We start from the raw sequence: 21284 nt of genomic DNA on the forward strand, positions 1-21284 counted from the left end.
CTTCTCGAACTCAGAAGTGAAACATCGTAGCGCCAATGGTAGTGTGGTTCGCCCATGTGAGAGTAGGTCATCGTCAGCTCCCTATACCTAAAAGCCCCCTTCATTAACTTGGAGGGGGCTTTTTCCTGTGTGTAATTTAATATTTGTATACCTGATATACACTTACGCAAAACAGCTTATTATCTTAAGAAAAATTTGCCAATTATCTTCTTAAAATGATTTGACTTATATCGTTTTGACTGCTAATTTTGACCAGTATTCTTAAAAGGAGTTGAGAATATGTAATGTCGGTTAATGGACTAACAGCCGATCTATCTGGTGTTATTACCCTAATATTTGGGTAATAACTGCCTTCTTATTAACTATATATAAGTTGGTGGCTGTAAATTTATCAACTCCTTTATAAGTTTAAAATTAAACGCTCTATTAATTATTAATAGAATTTACTACTTCTTTATCAAAAGGAATTGATAATGTCATTACGTACCTCATTATCTATGGCTCTTTTACTAGCCGTAGGCCTTACCGGCTGCTCAAACCAATCTTCTGACTCTGCTAATGGCTCTGCTTCAGCAGAAACCACAGTTTTACGCTTCTCTCACTTTTGGCCAGCTACTTCTTCTATTAGTAAAGAAGTGTTTGAGCCTTGGGCTAAGCAAATCGAAGAAGAGTCTAATGGTCGACTAAAGATAGAAATGTATCCTTCAGCCGGTCTTAGTAAGGCGGATGTTACTTATGAATCTGCTGTCAAAGGCACGATTGATATCGGTTCACAGGCTCATGGTTATACCAGCGGTCGTTTCCCTTTAACTCAGATTGCTGAGCTTCCTGGTTTATCTAACACAGCTACTCAAATGGGCTGTATCTTACAAACTCTTTATGAAGACGGCACCATTGCCAGCGAGTATGAAGATTCTCATGTACTCTTCATGTATGGCGCAGGTCCAGGATCACTACACACCACAAATAAACTTATTCGAACGCCTGAGGACATGAAGGGTATGCGTATTCGTCGTCCTTCAGCAGTCGCTGGTGACATTATTGAGAGTGCAGGGGCCTCTCCTGTAGGGTTGCCTGCTAACGACATGTATACCTCGTTACAGCGCGGTGTGGTCGATGGCTTAAGTTTCCCTTGGGAAGCTGTGACGGCTTTCAAAATTGATGAGATTACTAAGTACCATACTCATATTCCTTTTTATAGCTCAGCATTGATGGTGGCTATGAATAAGGATAAGTATGAAAGCTTACCTGATGACTTAAAACAAATTTTGGATAAACATTCAGGTATGGCACTGGCCAATAAAGTAGGTGAGGTATTTGATAAACATGATTTGATGGCGATTGAAGACGCTAAAGCCAAAGGTGATGAAATCGTTGAAATTCCAGATCCATTGAATGATCCAGACTGGAAAGGTCCACTTGAAAAAGGCACCAAAAAGTATCTTGATGACCTAAAAGCACAAGGTCTTGATGCTGATGATGTCTACGAGAAAGCTAAAGCAGCTAGTGCAGCTTGTAAGGTCTAACTGAATTAGAGGAGTTATCTTATGGCCTATTTGGTCAAGATCAGCACTCTAATTTCACGGCTTTGTCAGTTCATTGGTGGTATTAGTCTTATCATCATTGTTCTGACAACCATGTTAGATGTTGTTGCTCGTTATGTCTTTAAACTTACCGGCGGTGATTTTGGCTTTACTGTAAAGGGCAGTGTTGAGATTGTTTCATTCTTTATGTTGTTTGCTTTGCTGGCTGCCTTTGCCGCCTTTGTTGAGCGTTCACAAATCATCGTTGATGTTTTCACGCAGAAGATGCCCAAGGCCATAAAAGGCTACATGATGGGCGTTTTCATGATGGGCTTTTTCGTTATTGGTGTTTTCTTTACCTGGGGATTAATCGAGAGCGCTTTTGATGCCATAGAGTTTGGTAAAGTGACTCAAGATCTTCGTATTTCAATGATGCCCATCTACTTAATCAGTGCTTTTTTAAGTGTTTTGCTTGCCATACGCTCACTGATTGAGTCCATCAATATCTTTAAAACAGGCGAGTTCTTCGACGCCGAGGAGACAGGCGCATGAGTCCAGAAATCATTGGCGCTATCGGCCTAGTCGTTATGATCTTCCTCGTTGTTTTAAGAGTACCTGTGGCCTTAGCCATGCTCGGTGTCGGTCTGTTTGGTTTTGGCGCGGTCACCACGCCAGATGGTGCCATCCAAATGCTCAAAGACTTACCCGTTGACGTGCTAGCTAAGTACGATTTTAGTGCCATTCCCTTGTTTATTTTAATGGGTGTGTTTGCTACTCACTCCGGTATGGCGGGCAAATTGTTTGAAGCCACGCGTACCATTTTTGGGGGTGTTAGAGGAAGTTTGGGGATTGCAGGTATTGGATCTTCCGGTATCTTCGCTTCAATCTCAGGCTCTTCGTTAGCCACAGCTTCAACCATGACCAAAGTGGCTTTGCCACAAATGGAGAAGTATGGATATCAGCCAGGTTTTGCTTGCGGTATTTTAGCTGCAGGTGGTACTTTAGGTATTATGATTCCGCCCAGTATTGCTCTACTGGTTTATGCTATTTTGACCCAGCAATCGGTTGGCGATATGTTTATTGCTGGCTTTTTGCCGGGCATCTTAGGCATGGTGATGTACTCGATTACTGTGATGATTATGGTGCGCTGGAAGCCCCATTTAGCGAAGCGAGGTGAGTCTACGAGTTGGAAGGCGAAGCTACTGTCATTGACAGGTCTGATTCCCTTTAGCTTTATCTTCATCATCATTATTGCCGGTATCTTCTTTGGGCTATTTACGCCGACAGAGGGTGCAGCTGTGGGTGCTTTTGTATCATGGGCTTATGCTTTTGCTAAAGGCATGCGTATGGATGGCTTAAAGCAGTCACTTATTGAAACTTTAGCCTTATCTGCTGTGGTATTCTTTATGCTACTGGGAGCAGAAGCACTAGGTTATTTCATCTCAGTGTCTCGTTTGTCATATTCACTGGCATCTTGGATTGGTACATTAGCTGTGAGCCCAATGGTGGTTCTGCTTTGTATCTTATTGATGTATTTCCTACTTGGTTTGTTTATGGATGCTTTGGCCATGTTGGTCATTACCATTCCAGTCGTATTCCCGATTATTGTGGCATTAGGCTACGATCCGGTTTGGTTCGGTATTATCGCGGTATTAACGGTAGAGCTTGGTTTGATTACACCGCCAATGGGTATGAATATCTTCGTGATTAAGGCGATGGCGCCACATATTAAGCTGTCTGATATGTTTAAAGGAGTAGCGCCCTTTATTGTCTCAGACGTGGTGCGACTGGCTATTTTGGTCGCGTTCCCGGCCATCTCTTTAGTGCTGTTGAATTAACTTAACCTTAGAGCGCTTTTTTGCCACACTATTTAAAATATAGTGTGGTTTTTTGCTTTTTGGCACTTTGTTATGATGAGGTTGTTTGTTTTATGAGGATAAATTTATTTATAAGGCTATTTGCATTAGTCATATAAAACTATAAAACCAAGACGTTTATCACCTATCGCCGTAAAACCACCCACTTCAGGGGGTGGATAATAAGGCGATATATACTGTCGTGAGTAGTGTTTAAAGGGTTGTAAGTTGAAATTAACCTCGCCATACTAAAGGTATGAAAACCCTCAAACTACGCATTAAAGACAAGCACATAAAAGAGCTGAATCAGCTAAGCGGTTCGGTAAACTTCGTGTGGAACTATGTTAATGCGCTGTGCTTTGAGCATTTAAAACGTACCGGTAAGTTTTTTAGTGCTTATGATCTAAGTGAGTACACCAAAGGTAGCGGTGAGTATTTAGGCTTGCACAGTCAAACCTTACAAGCTATCAATGAGACTCACGCCAAGGCCCGAAAACAATTTAAAAAAGCCAAACTTAACTGGCGAACCAATCGTCCTGATGCCAAACGTAAATCACTTGGCTGGATACCTTTTAAAAAGTCTGCTATCAAGTATCTACATAGCAGACAAACAGGCAAAAAGGCACTTAAATCAACCATACAGCTATCGCTCTCTAAAGGTCAGAAGCTCATCATAGATGTATTCGATAGCTACAACCTAAGCCTATATCAAATCAATACGCTTGAGATAGCACAAGACAGTCGTAATCGCTGGTATGCGTGTATCACCGTCAAAGACTATCCTAAACAATCTAGCGGTACAGGCAATGTTGGCATCGACCTAGGATTAAAGGAAGCAGCCACTACCTCAATGGGTGATAAACTTACTATTAAGCAAACCCAAAAATGGGCTAAAAAGCTTGCCATCGCTCAGCGTACTAAGAATAAAAAGCGTGTCAAAGCAATCCATGCCAAAATCAAAAACACAAGATTAGACTTAATTCATAAATTTACCACCAAGCTAGTGCAGAGTAATGCCTTGATTGTGGTCGGTGATGTTAAATCACGCTCATTTACCAATAAGAAAACCAAACTCGCTAAATCGACATACGATGCAGGTTGGTTTGAACTTAAACGACAACTGGAATATAAATGCAAGTATGCAGGTTGTCATCTTGAGATGGTAAATGAGAAATACACTACCCAGACCTGCTCGTGCTGCCTTAAAATAAGTGACAGTAGTCCGAAAGGTAGAGCAGGTCTTGGAATAAGAGGATGGACTTGTGCTGAGTGTGGCACATGGCATGATAGAGATATCAATGCTGCTAAGAACATCCTTGCGGTCGGGCTTGACCGTCTAGCTGTAGGAATCCCCTCGGTTTAGCGAGGGGAGGAAGTCAAGGGATAATAAGCTTTGTAGTTAACCACTGATTGATTGAGGATTGGGTAGTAATGGCTGTAGATCTTTCAAATACCTTGATTGTTGCAATCTCAGCAACGGCGCTTTTTGATTTAGATGAGTCCGAGAGATATCGTGAACAACTTATTGAACAAGATCCGTTAACCGCTGCGCAAAGATTTCGGGAATATATGCAGGAACGGGAGAATGACTCACTAGAAATAGGAGCAGGTTTCCCATTAATCCAAGCCCTATTAAACTTGAATAATTGCGGACAGCAGGCAGAGGAAGGCTATCAAAATAAGGCTCCTTTAGTGGAAGTGGTTATTGTTTCAAAAAGCTGCCCTGAAACGGGGATACGAGTATTAAATGCTATCAGAAAGCGAGGCCTATGCATCACCCGATCTGCTTTTATTTCTGGCAGTAAGGTTGCTGATTATATCGCTGACTTTAAGGTAGATTTGTTTTTGACTACCAATAGGGAGGATGCACAAAGTGTGGCGGATGCAGAGATTTGTGCGTGCGCTATATTGGATGCCACACCGGTAAATACTTTTGATTTAGACACCGATCAATTACGCATTGCCTTTGATGGAGATGCGGTGTTATTCGATGATTCTGGTGAGCTGCTCTATAAACAAAAGGGGCTTAAGGCATTTCATGATAGGGAAGCTAAAATGACAGATTTGCCTATCGAAAAAGGGCCTTATGCTGATTTATTAATAAAACTATCGCTGCTGCAAGATAGGTTGCCTCCTACAGAGGATTTTCAACCGATTCAAATTGCTTTAGTCACTGCCCGCAATGCTCCCGCTGATTTACGGGCGATTAAGACTTTGCGTGAGTGGGGTGTTTCGGTAGATATGGCATTTTTTTTAGGTGGGCTCGAAAAAACTTCGGTCCTAAAAACTTTTGCCCCGCATATCTTTTTTGATGATTCTGTTCAGCATATCGAGGCTGCCAGAAATTATGTACCCACAGCCTTAGTGCCTTATCATTCGACTTCCAAGCTTTATAACCATACTTGGACTCCCAGAGCCAAGCGGTCTGTTTAAAAGCTATCGGGCTTAGACAATCCCTCCTATATGGCGATATCTATGAATTGGCAGAAAATATTTAATCTTATTAAACATCGTCTTAGCCAAGTGATTGGCCTTTATGGTTTCGTTTTGATTCCGATATGGGTCATGTACTTTTTAAATAGTACGGTCTTATTTAACTTTTGGAACGCCCTAGGGATTATTCCGCGTAGTTTAAGCTTGAATAGTTTAATCGGTGTTACCTCTTCATGGACGATGCATGGCAACTTCTCTCATTTAATGGGAAATCCCCTTGTTTTAGTGCAAATCCTATTTTTATTTGGACTGTTCGAGCGTAATGCCTACCGAACGATAGTTAAGCTGATTATTGGTTCTGGACTAATGACCTGGGGGCTAGGCTCTCCATTTTCTATCCATATTGGAGCGTCAGGACTGATATTTGCGATGCTTGGCTATATGATAGGTGGGGCTGTTTTTGCAAAGCGTTGGGGTTATTTAGTGGCTTGTATATTGATGGGGGCAAGCTATTGGTTTATCTTAAAAGAGGGACTTATGCCTCAAACAGGCATCTCTTTTGCCGCTCATTTTGGTGGCCTCTGTATTGGTTTATTAATTGGTGCTAACTCAAAACACTACTACGGTAATAATTACTAAGTAGATATTAATGTAGCCAAGGTTGAGTATGTTGGGCACCAACCTTGAAAATTTGTTACACTAGCAATTATATATGCCTTAGTTTACTTAGCCTTACATTTGGTGGGTAAGCGTGGGCTTTTGTTAGTTTGTAGGGAGTAGATGCATGGCAGAACGTTCAGCCAAGCAGTTAGGGTTAAGTAAGGCGGATTTACCCAATTCAATCATCGAAGTTATAGCCACTTTAAGCAAAGCGGGCTTTGACGCTTATATTGTCGGTGGTGGGGTACGCGATACACTTTTGGGTCTAAATCCAAAAGACTTTGATGCCGTAACTGATGCAAGACCGCATGAAGTGAAAGACTTGTTTGGCAAGCGTTGCCGTATTATTGGGCGTCGTTTTCAATTGGCACATGTGTATTCAGGCCGCGACATGATTGAAGTGGCGACTTTCCGTGCGCCACCGCCTACTGGGAATGAACATACGACCAGTGATGGTATGATCGTCCGTGATAACGTCTGGGGTGATATTCATCAAGACTTCGCCCGCCGCGACTTTTCAATTAACGCTATGTATTACGAGCCTTTAAAAGGGGTGGTACATGATTTTTGCAATGCGTTAGACGATATCAAAAACAAAACCTTGAGATTGTTGGGTCATGCACCTTTGCGCATTGAAGAAGATCCGGTCAGACTACTACGTGCTTTACGTTTCAAAGCCAAATTGGGTTTTGAGTTTGATGAAGAGTTATCACAGCAGTTTCATGATGACAACTGGGCTTTATTGGATCAAGTTTCTCCGCATAGACTCTATGATGAATCGCAGAAGATGTTCACCGGAGGCTACTTAGTTCCTTTATTGCCGCTATTATTTGAATACGGAGCGATTCGTCATTTAATCATCTACCCGCCAGAGAAGCCAAGCAGATTGGTGAATCAGGTAGCGATTAATACCGATAAACGTATTGCTTTGGGTAAAAGTATTAACCCAGCTTTCTTCTATGCGGCACTACTTTGGGACAATTACCTGCATCAATTGGCTAAGTTTAAAAAGAAAAACATGCCGTTTCATGATGCACAGCTACAAGCGGCCAGTAAAGTTATTGACCGTCAGCGTATTAAGACAGCGATTCCACGTTTTGCCGAGCAGTTTATCCGTGATATTTGGGTCATGCAGCCCAAGCTTGCCAATCCTAGAGTGAAGCAAATTCCACAGTTGGCAGAGCATCCTCGATTTAGAGCGGCTTTTGACTTCTTGTTATTGCGTGAGCAGTGTGATGATGAATTAAATCCATTGTCTGAATCGACCAATGGTATGGGCGAATGGTGGCAAACGTATCAGACTCTGTCAGAAAAACAAAAACAGCAAGCCATTGATAGCTTTGCTGGAGACAGTCGCCGCGGTGCTAGCAAATCAAGCCGTAACCGCAATCGCAGTCGTAACCGTCAGGAAGACCAAGCTGGCTCAGGAACTAAAGTGAGCAATGAAACTGCTTATACGCCTAAGCCTCCAAAGCAAAAAGTTGAGACCAGCAGCACCCAGAATAAACATTATGCTGCAGAAAGAGCTCAACTTGAAAAGCTGTCTTTAGGTAAATTGGCAGGTGAGCAGTCTTCTCAGAAAAATCAGCCAAGCCCATTATTTACCATTAATGCGGATAAAATGGCCAAACAAGTGCCACAGCAAACTGATATTGAGAAGCAGCAGGCTCAAGCACACAAAGTAGCTGGTAATAAACCGCAGTCAGCCAAGCAAAATGAGCCTTCAAGCTCAGCTAAGCCTACCGCGCAGAAAGCGGCTAAAGCAAGTACTGATAAAGTGGTTTCTTCGCAGTTGGTGGTCAAAAAAGACGTAGTGCTATTACCAAAAGCTGAGCCTATTCCTAGTCAGCGTCGCCGTCGTCAGCCGAGCCAACAACTCTCACAGTCTGAACGCTTACAAGCTGCAAAGAGTGAACAGTCGGCTGCCTCTGATAATAAAGTAGAGGCCAGTAAATCAGATGCTAAGCCATTAGCAGAGTCTAAGCCAAAAGCGGCTAAGGCTAAGCAAGCTGAGAGCAAGCAAGCTAAATCGAGCAAAGCTGCTGCAGTTATCGTTGACAAAGTGATTCCTAAAAGTGATCGAGTACCTGCCACACGTCGTCGCCGTGAGCCCAGCTCTACGATTAGCGTCAGTGAAAGAATTGCCAACGAAAAAAAATAAGTCATAATCTGTCATAGGGTGTCAGTTATCATGGGCCAGGCCTTAACTAGTAAACGCTGTTATCTGGGATTAGGTGGTAATATTACCAATGAGCTGGGTAGCCCTAGTCAGCATATCCATAATGCGATACAAAGCTTAGAGGCTCATCCTAAGGTGACTCAGGTAAAAGCCTCCTCGCTTTATGCCTCTAAGCCTATGGGACCTCAGGATCAGCCAGATTTCATCAATGCAGTGGTTGGGCTTGATACCACTTTGGATGCTCATGAATTACTGAGTCTTTGCCAACAATTAGAGCAGCAAGCACAGCGAGTTCGTTTGCGTCACTGGGGTGAGCGAAGCTTAGATGTGGATGTGCTGCTTTACGGCGACGAGAAGGTAAACACCCCAACCTTGACAGTGCCTCATCCTGGTATTACCCAGCGTAATTTTGTATTGATACCTTTATATGAGTTGAATCCTACCGTAGAAATTAACGGAGTGCCTATTGCTGACTTAGAACAAAGTCAGGATTGGTCAGGGCTCACTCGTCTGTCTTAGTCTGTTGTAATGAACAATCTTTAGTTTGTAGCCTTTATCATTCATCTGCTTACTTCTTTTAGGTGCCCTATATGATTACTTTATCGACACTAAATAAATACAAAAAAGAGGGTCGTAAATTTAGCTGTCTGACCTGCTATGATGCGATGTTTTCAAAAATGATGCAGAATGCTGAGGTCGATACTATCTTAATTGGAGATAGTCTAGGCATGGTGGTGCAAGGACACGAGTCAACACTGCCTGTGACCGTAGAAGATATGGTATATCACACGGCCAACGTAGCCCGTAGTAATAAGCATGCGCTGATTCTAGCGGACCTACCTTTTATGAGCTATGTCACGCTTGAGGACACCATTGCTAATGCTAGAAAAATTATGCAAGCAGGAGCCCAGGTCATTAAGATAGAGGGTGGAGCAGAGTTGGCAGATAAAGTGGCTGCATTGACCGCAGCTGGAGCACCAATTTGTGTGCACTTAGGATTGACTCCGCAATCGGTAAACGTATTTGGGGGTTATAAGGTACAAGGGAAAACAGAAGATAGCGCCGCCAAATTAATGGCAGATGTGAAGGCTGTCGTCGAAGCAGGTGCGGCAATTATTTTGCTTGAGTGTGTTCCGGCTGCCTTGGCCAAACAAGTGACGGAGGCTGTGAATGTGCCCGTAATTGGTATTGGCGCTGGCGCGGATACCGATGGTCAAGTTTTGGTTATGCATGACATGTTGGGTGTAACCCACGGCCGAGTGGCCCGTTTCGTCCATGACTTCTTAACTGATGAGCGAAATCAAAAAAGTGAATATGCCGGCAGTGTAGAAGGGGCGTTTGCATTGTTCCATAAGTCTGTTATAGAAGGCAGCTACCCTCAGCCAGAACATCAGTTTAATTAGTTGGTAATAGATCAGATCATTAGGATACCTGCATGACCACCACTTATAATTCAATTAAATCATTACGTGAAGCACTTAAACCGTTAAGAGCCGATAAAAAAATAGCCTTAGTGCCGACCATGGGCAATTTACACCAAGGTCACATCTCCTTAGTAAAGTTGGCCAAGCAGCATGCAGATATCGTGGTGGTCAGCATTTTTGTTAACCCGACACAGTTTGGGGTAGGCGAAGATTTAGACAGTTATCCTAGAACTTTAGAGGCGGACACTGAGAAGCTAATCGAGGTAGAAGCGGATTATATCTTTGCGCCGACGGTTGACGAGATGTATCCCATTATGCCGCCTCCAACCCAAGTATTGGCAGGTAGTATCAGCCAAATGCTTTGTGGTAAATCACGTCCCACACATTTTGATGGAGTGGGAATTGTGGTAACCAAGCTGTTTAATATTGTACAGCCTGATGTGGCTATATTTGGTAAAAAAGACTATCAGCAATTGGCCATTATTAAGCAGTTGGTTCGAGATTTAAGTTTTGATATTCAGCTAATTGGCGGCCCTATTGTTCGTGCAGAAGATGGTTTGGCATTGTCTTCACGCAATCAGTATTTAACAGAAACTGAGCGAGCTGCCGCGCCTGAGCTTCATAAAGCAGTCCAGGATTTGGCGGTTAAATTACAAAGCGGTAGGGCTACCAGTGAGACTGCGCTACAAAGTTTGATTGAAGAAAGTATTACTGCAATTAATGCTAAAGGGTTTAAGGTGGATTATCTTGAGGTTAGAAACCAGGATCTAACACCGATTACTGAATTTGCTGGCAAGCAATCTTGGGTGATAGCCGTAGCTGCCTGGTTAGGTAAGGCTAGGTTATTGGATAACCAAGAGGTGGATATTTAGCAGGAGCTTTGATACTGTGGTTTTTGCTGCAAGCCTAGCTTAGGGAAAGCAAAATGCGAAACGAGATATTGGTTTTTTTAATTTTTAAGTGTGGTATGTGGTATTGATATAAAAGTTTAAAGCATATTGGCTTTGGTTTTTTGAGCAATATTTATAGCGTCTTAAAAGGATAGGGAGTGTGCCATATGTCTGCTAAGCAACCAGAAACTGAAACAGGACAACAGCCGAGCACCCAATTATTAGCGGTAGAGGTCTTGATTGTTTCCGGACGTTCCGGTTCTGGTAAAACCTCAGTGCTGAATATCTTGGAAGATTTAGGCTACTATGTTATTGATAATATGCCTTTATCGTTATTACCTGCAGCCGCTGAAAAGCTAACAGCAGATGGGGATATCAAAAAGCTAGCACTGGGCGTAGACATACGAACCTTGCAGGCAGACTCCTCTAATTTTAAGAGTATTTATGAGCAGCTGCTAACGGCTTATGGCGTTAATAACGTCAAAATCTTATATGTCACCGCACAAGAGCCGGTATTGGTAGCGCGGTTTGCAGCCACCCGCCGAGTGCATCCGTTAATGGCAATGTCGAGTTATGATGTCAAAAACTTGCCGAGTGCCATTAAAGAAGAAACTGAGACGCTGCAGTCGATTGCCAGCAATGCGGATATCACTATCGATACCAGTAGTCTTAATATCCATCAGCTAAAAGAGTTGGTGCGTGAATACATAGGGGTGGACAATCAAATTACGGTCAATTTATTGTCGTTTGGGTTTAAGTTTGGCGTACCCATCGATGCCGATTTTGTTTTTGATGTGCGGATCTTACCCAACCCGCACTGGAATCCTGAGTTACGAGTAAAGACGGGCCGAGATATTGAAGTGGCTGAGTTTTTTTCAGAATTTCCAGAAGTGGACGAAATGCAGCAGGATATTTACCAGTTTTTAAACCGCTGGTTGCCTGAGTTTTTGCATAACAATAGACATACGGTTACGGTGGCAATTGGCTGTACAGGTGGCAAGCACCGCTCGGTATTTATTACAGAGAAGCTGTATGCCAGATTGTCACAAAGCTTGCCAAGCGAGCTAAAAGCAATGATTAAACACCGTGAGAAATTGCACTGGGGCCACTAAAGACAGTAAAGCTAGTATAGTAGTAGGCGTCCCAAAGTTTTATTAGAGTGCTGATATTATTTTATTATTAATTTGAGAGTTTTATGATTGATTGGTCCGAACATGATATGCGAGTTTCTCGCACTGAACTAAAAAAAGCCCATGAGCGCTTACAGAAGTTGTCTGTGCCTTTGGCAGCTTTATCAAAAAAACAAATGAAGAAGTTGCCGGCAACGGAATACTTTTTGGCTGAGTTAATGGCTTTATCTGACATTACCAGTGCAGCCGCTCGTAATCGTCAAATTAAGCGTGTGGGTAAGCTAATTAGTGAAGAAGATCGTCACGCCTTAGTGGATACTCTATTCCAAATTCGATTTAGCAAAGAGCAGGCGGTTAAAGTTGAAGGGTGGTATACGCGCTTAAATATTAACGATGAAGGCACCTTAAAACAGTTCTGTAAGCAGTTCAAAGCCGCAGAACGCAATAGCTTGTTTCAGCTATTGCTCTGGATTGAATATGCAAAACATATGAATGATGATGAGCTACTACAAGAGTCAGAAACTGATTTATTGAGCTATATCAAAGAAGTGGCTATCCTAACTCAGCTAGACTAACTCTTAGAGATCTATCACTTCAATCACATCATAAGCAGGCGTCTCGTAAGGGTGCGCCTGCTTTAATGTTTTTATAACCTCAGAAATTTTATCCTTAGCAACCACCATTTCTACCCGCCATTCCGTTACCTGCTCAATGGTATCTTGCTCGCCGATATGAGGTTGACTGCCTGCTCTAGGCATAAATTGGCCTGTGCCTTTAACCTGCCAACAGCAGTGAGAGTAGTTGCCGATATGGCCTGCACCTGCAGAAAATAAAGCCTGTTTTACGGGCTCTAAGTCTGGTTCTGGAATAAATACAGCAAGCTTGTACATAGGGTTATTGCCTCTTAGAGTGTATGGGTATTATTAATACAAAAAAGCCGACTATAATTTAATCATAGTCGGCTTTGATAAAGCAAAGTAGGGTATTAGTCTTAATCTTAATTAAGCAATAAATATAAATAAGCTATCTGCTTAGTTTAATGGCACACCAATACGCTGAGCCACTTCTTCATAAGACTCGATAACGTCGCCTAGGCTCTGACGGAAGCGGTCTTTGTCTAGTTTTTTCTTGGTTTCTTTGTCCCAAATACGGCAACCATCTGGTGAGAACTCATCACCTAGTACAATGCGGTCTTGGAAAACGCCGAATTCAAGTTTGAAGTCAACTAGCATTAAGCCGCCGTCGTCGAATAACTGTTTTAGGACGTCGTTTACTTTGAAAGTAAGCTCTTTCATCTTAGCCAGTTGTTCAGGAGTTGCCCAGCCTAGTGATACTGATAGCGATTCGTTCACCATAGGATCACCTAGCGCGTCATCTTTAAAGAATAACTCGTAAGTAGGTGGGGTTAGAGGCTGACCTTCTTGTAAACCAAGACGACGCACTAAGCTACCAGCTGCAAAGTTACGTACCACACACTCTACAGGAATCATCTCTAAGCGTTTAACCAACACTTCATCATCAGAAAGTTGCTTTTCAAAGTGGGTTTCAATACCTGCTTCATCAAGTTTTTGCATAATGAATGCGTTGAAGCGGTTATTCACTTGTCCTTTACGACCTAACTGTTCAATACGCTCGCCGTTGAAAGCAGAAGTATCATCACGGAAGTGCAGGATTAAGTAATCTGGGTTCTCTGTTTCATAAACAGATTTGGCTTTGCCTTTGTAAAGCAGGTCTTGTTTTTGAAGCTGCATGATGTAAGTCCTATGCATATAGTGTACTGAGCGGGTGTGTCAGCATTACTAAAAAGAGGGTTAAAAAAGTAGAGTGGCGGCGATAAATAATAAAGCTGACGATTAATTGCCAGCTTGACTATTTGTGGATACTTGACGATGAGGAGGTGGTAATTGATAACGTTTACCAGACTCGTTTTCAACATCAAGGGTGTTTACTCCTACGGCAGGAGTTGGATAAAGCGGAACAAAAGGAGCGGTCTCTTGATCTGCAGGCAATTGAATCGGGTCAAGTTTTTCAGCCTTTTGATAGGCTAAGCTGCCATCTTCAATTTTACCAAAAAATCCTTTAGTTGCTTGGCATCCTGATAAAAAAGCAAGGCTGCTTGCCCCAATCACCAAAACCTTCATTGCTGTGCGCAAGGTCGTGGCCAAAGAGGGCTGTGAATGATTTGAAAGTTCAATGTGAGACATGGGTCATCCTTTGTCAGCTGTATAAGCAGAGAGATAAATTTCTCACTGCCATACAACCTGTATTCAAAAGTACTGATAGTCAAAAGTACCGAAATTAAACATACTGGGAACCAGTTGAGGGTTGGTATTATTCAACCAAACCTGCGGCACGTAAGCCGGCATCAACTTGATTATGGTACTGCTCGTTTAGCCAGACCAGTGGCAGACGAATGCCTTGCTCAATTTTACCCATTTTATTCAAAGCATATTTTACTGGAATTGGGCTAGATTCAACAAACATCAGCTTGTGCAGTGGCGCAATGGTATCGTGAATTTTGGTAGCCGTTTCGAAGTCACCTTCTAAAGCAGCATTGAACACTTGGCTCATGGCTTTAGGAACGATATTTGCCGTTACAGAGATGTTGCCTTTAGCACCGTGCTTCATAAGCTCTAATGCAGTACCGTCATCTCCTGATAGCACAACGATACGATCGCCTAAAGCTTCAATTAGCAACTTACCGCGCTCTACAGAGCCGGTAGCATCTTTAATGGCCACAATATTTTCAATATTGGCTAGGCGCTCAACCGTCTCTTGTGCGATATCTACCACAGTACGTCCAGGCACATTATAAAGCATTTGAGGCATATCTACAGCTTCAGCAATCGCTTTGTAGTGCTGAAATAAGCCTTCTTGAGTGGGCTTATTGTAATAAGGAGCGACTAACAAGGCACAATCAGCACCGGCCTCTTTTGCTTCTGAGGTTAATTGAATGGCCTCTAGGGTGTTGTTAGCGCCCGTTCCAGCGATAACAGGAATACGGCCATTAACGTGCTTCACAAAAAAGCGAATCACATCACTGTGCTCTTGCATAGACAATGTAGCAGATTCACCAGTAGTACCCACTGCTACCAAGCAGTCTGTACCTTGCTCAATATGCCAGTCAATTAAATCAGCCAGACGAGGATAATCAATATCGCCATTGGCCAACATAGGGGTGACTAAGGCAACCATTGAGCCTTGTAGTTGGGTTTTAAATTCAGAATAAGGGTTACTCATAATATTGCCTTGTTATTTTTTAACTAAAGTTATATCAACATATTAGCGTGTTTATTTATCATATCAATCTTTTTGAGCAGGTTTGATAGTTGCTAGGACTATCATAACAAGTGCTTTTTACTACGCAACTATGGTTTAAAAACTATGATTTAAAACAGCTTTAAAAATTGCATTTAGTGTAGCACATTCACTCTTACTCAATCATTAAGCTATTTTACGTCTAAACGGCGCTATGTGATACCACACATTTGATAAAAATATGAATAAAAAGTGAAATTTTACTGACCCTGGGTCTTTACGGCCTTTATTGCTACAGACTAAGGCAATCTTACAAACTGTAGTTTCGGATAATAGGGGAGTGTGGTTTAATGACTTCATTGCCATTGGCGGTATAAATTAGCCGCTAAATCAATCGTTAAATCAACAGTTGCAAGCACAATTACAGGCACAATAAATATTTTAAAGGATTAAGTTAGATGACAAATGAAAGCATAAAAAATACAGAACGTAAATACGGCATAGTGCTTTATGGCGCCACAAGTTTCGTGGGCCAATTGGTTGCCGCTTATTTACAAAAGTTTTTAGCAGAAGACGACTCAAGCAACGAGGTAAGCTGGGCCATTGCCGGCCGTAATCAACAGAAGCTTGAGCAGGTCAAAAAACAGGTGGGCAATAGTGAATTACCCCTCATCATTGCTGATAGCGAAGACGCCGATAGTCTAAATGAAATGGCGGCACAAGCCCAAGTGATTATCTCTACTGTGGGACCTTACCTAAAGTATGGAGAGCCCTTGATCAAAGCGTGTGCCGAAAATGGCACAGACTATGTCGACTTAACAGGTGAGGCTTTATTTATCAAAGATATGCTGGATAAGTATCAGCAAACCGCCAAAGATTCGGGCGCTCGTATTGTCAACTCTTGTGGCTTTGATTCTCTACCTTCAGATTTGGGTGTGTTATTTACCCAAAACTGTGCGCAAAAGGCGAATGGTGAGTATTGTGACACCATCAATATGCGAGTTAAAGCTGCCAAAGGCGGGTTATCTGGCGGAACCGTCTCATCAATGGCGACAATATTTGAGGAAATAGCCAAGGACAAATCGCTGCGCAAACAGTTGGCCAACCCTTATATCTTAAATGATGATGCTAAGCGTCCTAATGTGCGTCAAGAGAATGTCAGTCTGCCACAATGGGACGCTGACAATGAGCGCTGGGTAGCTCCGTTTATTATGGCCTCTATTAACACTCGCATCGTTCACCGCTCTAACCAGTTACGTGATTACCAATATGGCCGTGACTTTAAATATGACGAAGCTATTTGGTTGCCAGCTGGCCTAAAAGGGCGCCTGATGAGTTATGGAATGACGGCGGGTATTGCAGGCTTTGCTGCCAGTATGATGTTTAAGCCAAGCCGTGACTTACTTAATGAGCATGTCTTGCCGAAGCCTGGTGATGGCCCTTCTAAATCAGAACAAGAAAACGGTTACTTCGATATTCGCTTCTTTGGTTATACCAATAAGAACCACCAAGTGTTGACCAAAGTTACAGGGGATAAAGATCCTGGTTATGGCAGTACCTGTCAGATGTTGGCTCAAAGCGCGCTATGTCTGCTACAAGACATTAGTAAAGAGCAAGTTGCGGGCGGCTTTTGGACTCCGGCTGCGGCCATGGGGGAAACTTTGATTGAACGCCTACAAAACCATGCGGGTCTTGAGTTTGTGGATTTAACTGCTTAGGTTTATTTTAATTAGTAAAGCTTGGCTAAAACAAAAAAGGACAGTCCATGAGGACTGTCCTTTTTTTATAACTTTTTATAACTAGAAATTTAGATTAGCAGCTACTTAAGGCCGGCTTGTTTTAATAAAGCGCCTAATGAACCAATCTTATTTTCTTCAGGCTTTTGTTTAGCAGCTGGCTTGGCTTTGGCATTACGTGGGTTAGTGCGTCCGCCTTTATTAGCTGGTTTCGCTTTATTGCTTCTACGTGGCGGGCGAGCAGCCTTAGCCTCTGCTTTGTCTGCAGCGGGCTTATTCGCAGCAGGTTTGGCTGAAGCAGCTTGCTCAGACTTCATGCTAAAGCCAATACGATTGCGTTTGGCATCCACTGAAATCACGCGAACTGTGACGATATCGCCTGGCTTAACCAAGTTCATTGGGTCTTCAACGAAATCGTTGGCCATCTCAGAGATATGAACCAAGCCATCTTGGTGAACACCTACGTCCACAAAGCAGCCAAAGCCGGTCACGTTAGTCACCACGCCTTCTAATTGCATGCCTTCTTCTAGATCATTGACGCTATTTACATCATCTTTAAACTGAGCGGTTTTAAACTCAGGGCGAGGGTCATGGGCAGGCTTAGCCAGCTCTTGCTTGATGGCAGCAATACTAATGTTTTCATCATTAGCAGCTTCAATACCATCAGTGGCTAGAGTGTTAATAACACTGTCATTGCCTAAGACTTCAGCAATGTCTTTGCCTGATTTTTCTAGAATCTGTTTGACCAAGTCATAGCTTTCTGGATGCACGCCGGTAGCGTCTAGTGGCTCTTCGCCATCACGAATACGTAAGAAACCTGCGGCCTGCTCAAAGGTTCTCACCCCCAATCTTGGCACATCTTTTAACTGCTCACGATTGGTAAAGGCACCGTGCTCTTTGCGATAATTAACAATCTGCTGAGCCACGTTGCGGTTTAAACCAGCAATGTGAGCTAAAATAGCAGGGCTGGCAGTATTCACATCAACGCCAACCGCGTTCACACAGTCTTGAGTGACTTTATCTAGGCTGTCAGACAACTGAGACTGGTTCACATCATGTTGATATTGGCCGACACCAATGGCTTTTGGCTCAACTTTCACCAGCTCTGATAGTGGGTCTTGTAAGCGACGAGCAATTGATACGGCGCCGCGGATTGATACGTCTAAGTCTGCTAACTCATCGCTAGCCAGCTCACTGGCTGAATAAACAGAAGCGCCAGACTCATTTACCACGACAGCTTTGGCGGTGATGGCGTCATCAGCATCGATAACTTCTTTGATCATGGCATCGGTTTCGCGACTGGCTGTACCGTTACCGATGGCTACCAATTCAACGTTATGGGCTTTTAAAAGCTCAGCGATGGTAGCTTTCGCTTCTTCCATCTTGTTGTCTGGAGCAAAAGGATACACGGTAGCTGTGGCAGGCGTGTCTTCAGCGTCACGGATAACTTGACCTTGAGCATCAATAACCGCCATCTTCACACCATGGCGAATACCAGGGTCTACACCTAAGATAACTTTACGGCCTGCAGGTGCTGCCATTAATAAGTGTTGCAGGTTGCTGGCAAAAACATCAATGGCATCGGCTTCAGCGGCCAAACGTTTTTCTGTTAATAAGCGGTGCTCTAAATGAGGGCGCCATTTGTCTTTCCACAGGCTATTTGCGGCTGCGACTAAGAACTCACGACGCGCTTCAGGCTGTTTGGCATCTAATTCAAATTTGCTGATAATTTTTTCAACAAAAGGCGCATCTTCACCATCAACTTTAAGGACCAGTACGTTTTCTTGACGGCCACGTAGCATAGCAAGAAGGCGATGGTTGGGTAGGCGTGCTAAGCTTTCGCTGTGCTCGAAGTAGTCTGCAAACTTCTCGCCGACTTCACGCTTCTCTTCATTGGCTAGGTTTGAATTGATAGTGGCTGTTTTGGCGAACCCAGTACGTAAAGTATCTAGAAGTTCTAACTCTTGAGTCCAGTCATCAATGATAATGGCTTCAACACCATCCAGCTGTTTTTCAGCATCTGAGAAGTCAACCTCAATCTCATTACCTGTATCATCGGTAATGGTTTCAGGCAACTGATAACCTTCTAACGCTTCAGTAGGGGTAATCTCAGTAGTTAACAGCTTTTCAGCGACCTGGCCTAAGCCTGCAGCTCGGGCTTTGGCAGCCAAAGAGCGGCGGCGAGGGCGGTAAGGCAGGTAGATGTCTTCTAGCTCAAGCTTTGAGGTGGCTTGCTCAATACGAGCTTGCAATGCTTCAGTTAGATTGCCTTGGCTTTGTAGTAGCTCAAGTATCTTGGCACGACGTGACGCCATGTCACGTTCATAATTTAAGCCTTTTTCCAAAGCACGTAGTTGGCTGTCATCCAGGCCTTGCGTCTTTTCTTTACGATAACGGGCGATAAACGGCACCGTGGCACCTTCGTCGTAAAGCTTAACAAACGCATTGACTTGCGCAGGCTTAATGCCTAGCTCTTTTGCAAGCTTGGTATGGATGTTGGCAATGACATCAGCGGGCAAATTAGTACTGCCTTGGCTGGTAGGGGTGTTGGTAGTTGGGGTATCGGTTTGGTTCATATCCGTATCGAAGTTAATAAATGTGGTTGGCATTATAGCAAAAGCTGACATAATAAAAACGCTTTTGCATATTTATGTTTATTTCTGTCAATTAGTCTTGATTAATTAACAAACCCATACAGCACTACTATGTAATAGGTGTGTAATTTGTTTCATAATCTTATACACTAAATGATATGCCTTGTCAGGATTAATATAACACTCTATGAGCAATAGAGGATTCTAGGATGACAAGAGGGAGGAAGCAATAACTCCTTAGCATTACTTTATATCCGTATCTCTTTATGCTCCAGTTGGTCATATTAAGTTACTCTCATTAAGTTAGTCATTGATTAATACTGGCATCATAACCATATATAACATAAGACCTAACTGGATTTTGTTTTAGATATCAAAAATGCAAAATGTATTTTTCCCTTTACCCTTTGGGTTACTATAATAAATAAACAATAGGAAAATATTATGTCAGACAATAAAATCAACAATACCGACAGTTTAACCCACCGCATATTGGTGGTAGATGATGATGCTCGTTTGCGCTCATTGCTACAACGTTTTCTAGAAGATGACGGCTTTGTGGTGCGTACCGCCCATGATGGCAGTCAGATGGATAAGCTGATGCAGCGTGAGCTGTTCTCTTTGGTGGTGCTAGATTTAATGCTACCTGGAGAAGATGGTATCAGCATCTGTAAGCGTTTGCGTGAAGACAATAGTGATATTCCTATCATTATGTTGACTGCCAAAGGCTCAGACAGTGATCGTATCGCGGGTTTAGAGGCGGGCGCTGATGATTATCTGCCAAAGCCGTTCAACCCAAAAGAGCTATTGGCGCGTATTAAAGCCGTTCTGCGTCGTCACAGCCGTGAGCTACCTGGCGCCCCATCACAGCAAGTAGAGGTGGTACAGTTTGGTCCTTGGACTTTAGATTTATCAACCCGTACTCTTAAGCGTGATGGCAACGTGGTCACTTTAACCACAGGTGAGTTCTCAGTATTAAAAGCTTTGGTTCAGCACCCTCGTGAGCCATTAACTCGTGATAAGCTTATGAACTTAGCCCGAGGTAGAGAGTGGGGAGCCATGGAACGCTCTATCGACGTTCAAGTTTCACGCTTACGTCGTCTGATTGAAGACAATCCTTCACAGGCTCGATATATTCAGACGGTCTGGGGCGTGGGTTACGTGTTCGTTCCCGATGAAGAAGATGCGTAGGGATGATTGCTTAGGAATGATTAAGATAATTTCCTGAAAGCAAAAAGGCACTCTATATCAGATAGAGTGCCTTTTTTATCACCAGTCGCCGTAAAACCACCCACTTCAGGGCATAGGTATCTACACAAATTTACTAGCGGCATCAGCAAATTCACTTAGTTTGTCAGGGGGATAATGATTTACCAGTTCGGTAAAATTAAGCCACTGGAACAATCCTGCCATCACAGCAGGTGCGGTTATTGGTTTGCTCCGTTTCATTTGCCGACCTGAGAGGCGCACTAAAAACAAAGCAAACTCTTGTGACTGTTTATCAGATGCTTGCATAATACGCCACACGAGCGTACAAGCCTGAGAGGCAATTAACAACCGCTTAAAATAAGCGTCTCCACTTTGCTGTAACCAGGACTCTA

At 43.1% G+C, this 21284-nt stretch carries 19 protein-coding genes, 1 rRNA gene and 1 pseudogene; 15 read left to right on the forward strand and 6 right to left on the reverse strand.

Annotated elements, in window-relative coordinates:
• From rrf to yjgA, 13 genes are all read left to right on the forward strand, one after another.
• Positions 1–79: ribosomal RNA gene (rrf, locus tag A1232T_RS14595) — 5S ribosomal RNA — on the forward strand; the annotation flags it as partial.
• Positions 80–473: 394 nt separating this feature from the next.
• Entirely contained in the window at positions 474–1526 is a 1053-nt protein-coding gene (locus A1232T_RS06545) for a TRAP transporter substrate-binding protein (protein ID WP_077448667.1), read from the forward strand.
• 21 nt (positions 1527–1547) lie between these two features.
• Positions 1548–2075 (forward strand): TRAP transporter small permease, encoded by a 528-nt coding sequence (locus A1232T_RS06550; RefSeq protein ID WP_077448668.1) that lies wholly within the window; start codon positions 1548–1550, stop codon positions 2073–2075.
• Complete coding sequence (locus A1232T_RS06555; protein WP_077448669.1) at positions 2072–3361, forward strand: TRAP transporter large permease; 1290 nt, start codon at positions 2072–2074, stop codon at positions 3359–3361. Before A1232T_RS06550 ends, A1232T_RS06555 begins: the two co-directional genes overlap by 4 nt.
• A 274-nt stretch (positions 3362–3635) precedes the next feature.
• Positions 3636–4742 carry an RNA-guided endonuclease InsQ/TnpB family protein gene (locus tag A1232T_RS06560; protein WP_077448670.1) on the forward strand — a complete coding sequence of 369 codons (1107 nt, stop codon included), beginning with the start codon at positions 3636–3638 and terminating at the stop codon, positions 4740–4742.
• Positions 4743–4810: 68 nt separating this feature from the next.
• The gene (locus A1232T_RS06565) at positions 4811–5812 is read left to right on the forward strand and encodes a 5'-nucleotidase (RefSeq protein ID WP_077448671.1); all 1002 of its coding nucleotides are present in this window, start codon (positions 4811–4813) and stop codon (positions 5810–5812) included.
• A 42-nt stretch (positions 5813–5854) separates the two neighbouring features.
• A complete protein-coding gene (locus tag A1232T_RS06570; protein ID WP_077448672.1) occupies positions 5855–6451 on the forward strand; it encodes a rhomboid family intramembrane serine protease in 597 nt (198 codons plus the stop codon).
• A 145-nt stretch (positions 6452–6596) separates the two neighbouring features.
• Complete coding sequence (gene pcnB, locus A1232T_RS06575) at positions 6597–8633, forward strand: polynucleotide adenylyltransferase PcnB (protein WP_077448673.1); 2037 nt, start codon at positions 6597–6599, stop codon at positions 8631–8633.
• Positions 8634–8663: 30 nt separating this feature from the next.
• Entirely contained in the window at positions 8664–9170 is a 507-nt protein-coding gene (gene folK, locus A1232T_RS06580; protein WP_077448674.1) for a 2-amino-4-hydroxy-6-hydroxymethyldihydropteridine diphosphokinase, read from the forward strand.
• Between the two features lie 71 nt (positions 9171–9241).
• Complete coding sequence (gene panB, locus A1232T_RS06585; protein ID WP_077448675.1) at positions 9242–10054, forward strand: 3-methyl-2-oxobutanoate hydroxymethyltransferase; 813 nt, start codon at positions 9242–9244, stop codon at positions 10052–10054.
• Positions 10055–10086: 32 nt separating this feature from the next.
• Complete coding sequence (gene panC / locus A1232T_RS06590; RefSeq protein WP_077448676.1) at positions 10087–10947, forward strand: pantoate--beta-alanine ligase; 861 nt, start codon at positions 10087–10089, stop codon at positions 10945–10947.
• Between the two features lie 185 nt (positions 10948–11132).
• Positions 11133–12077, forward strand: a complete 945-nt coding sequence (gene rapZ, locus A1232T_RS06595; protein ID WP_077448677.1) for an RNase adapter RapZ — start codon at positions 11133–11135, stop codon at positions 12075–12077.
• 83 nt (positions 12078–12160) lie between these two features.
• The gene (yjgA, locus tag A1232T_RS06600) at positions 12161–12670 is read left to right on the forward strand and encodes a ribosome biogenesis factor YjgA (RefSeq protein WP_077448678.1); all 510 of its coding nucleotides are present in this window, start codon (positions 12161–12163) and stop codon (positions 12668–12670) included.
• A 3-nt stretch (positions 12671–12673) separates the two neighbouring features.
• Here the strand turns inward: yjgA and cutA are convergent, their stop codons facing one another.
• From cutA to dapA, 4 genes are all read right to left on the reverse strand, one after another.
• A complete protein-coding gene (gene cutA, locus A1232T_RS06605) occupies positions 12674–12985 on the reverse strand; it encodes a divalent cation tolerance protein CutA (protein WP_077448679.1) in 312 nt (103 codons plus the stop codon).
• Between the two features lie 141 nt (positions 12986–13126).
• Positions 13127–13846 (reverse strand): phosphoribosylaminoimidazolesuccinocarboxamide synthase, encoded by a 720-nt coding sequence (gene purC / locus A1232T_RS06610; RefSeq protein ID WP_077448680.1) that lies wholly within the window; start codon positions 13844–13846, stop codon positions 13127–13129.
• 102 nt (positions 13847–13948) lie between these two features.
• Positions 13949–14299: a hypothetical protein gene (locus tag A1232T_RS06615; protein ID WP_095532737.1), complete on the reverse strand. Its 351-nt coding sequence runs from the start codon at positions 14297–14299 to the stop codon at positions 13949–13951.
• Positions 14300–14426: 127 nt separating this feature from the next.
• Entirely contained in the window at positions 14427–15335 is a 909-nt protein-coding gene (gene dapA / locus A1232T_RS06620; RefSeq protein WP_077448681.1) for a 4-hydroxy-tetrahydrodipicolinate synthase, read from the reverse strand.
• 476 nt (positions 15336–15811) lie between these two features.
• On the opposite strand from dapA, the gene A1232T_RS06625 reads away from it, so the two are divergent.
• Positions 15812–17071: a saccharopine dehydrogenase family protein gene (locus A1232T_RS06625; RefSeq protein ID WP_077448682.1), complete on the forward strand. Its 1260-nt coding sequence runs from the start codon at positions 15812–15814 to the stop codon at positions 17069–17071.
• A gap of 101 nt (positions 17072–17172) precedes the next feature.
• Here the strand turns inward: A1232T_RS06625 and A1232T_RS06630 are convergent, their stop codons facing one another.
• Complete coding sequence (locus tag A1232T_RS06630) at positions 17173–19665, reverse strand: Tex family protein (RefSeq protein WP_077448685.1); 2493 nt, start codon at positions 19663–19665, stop codon at positions 17173–17175.
• Positions 19666–20127: 462 nt separating this feature from the next.
• Between A1232T_RS06630 and ompR the strand changes: the two genes are divergently transcribed.
• Positions 20128–20874: an osmolarity response regulator transcription factor OmpR gene (ompR, locus tag A1232T_RS06635; RefSeq protein ID WP_077448683.1), complete on the forward strand. Its 747-nt coding sequence runs from the start codon at positions 20128–20130 to the stop codon at positions 20872–20874.
• Between the two features lie 120 nt (positions 20875–20994).
• On the opposite strand, the pseudogene A1232T_RS06640 reads toward ompR, so the two are convergent.
• A pseudogene (locus A1232T_RS06640) lies at positions 20995–21284 on the reverse strand (transposase); the annotation flags it as partial.

This window comes from Psychrobacter pasteurii, assembly GCF_900162815.1.
GTDB classification, from domain to species: Bacteria; Pseudomonadota; Gammaproteobacteria; order Pseudomonadales; family Moraxellaceae; genus Psychrobacter; species Psychrobacter pasteurii.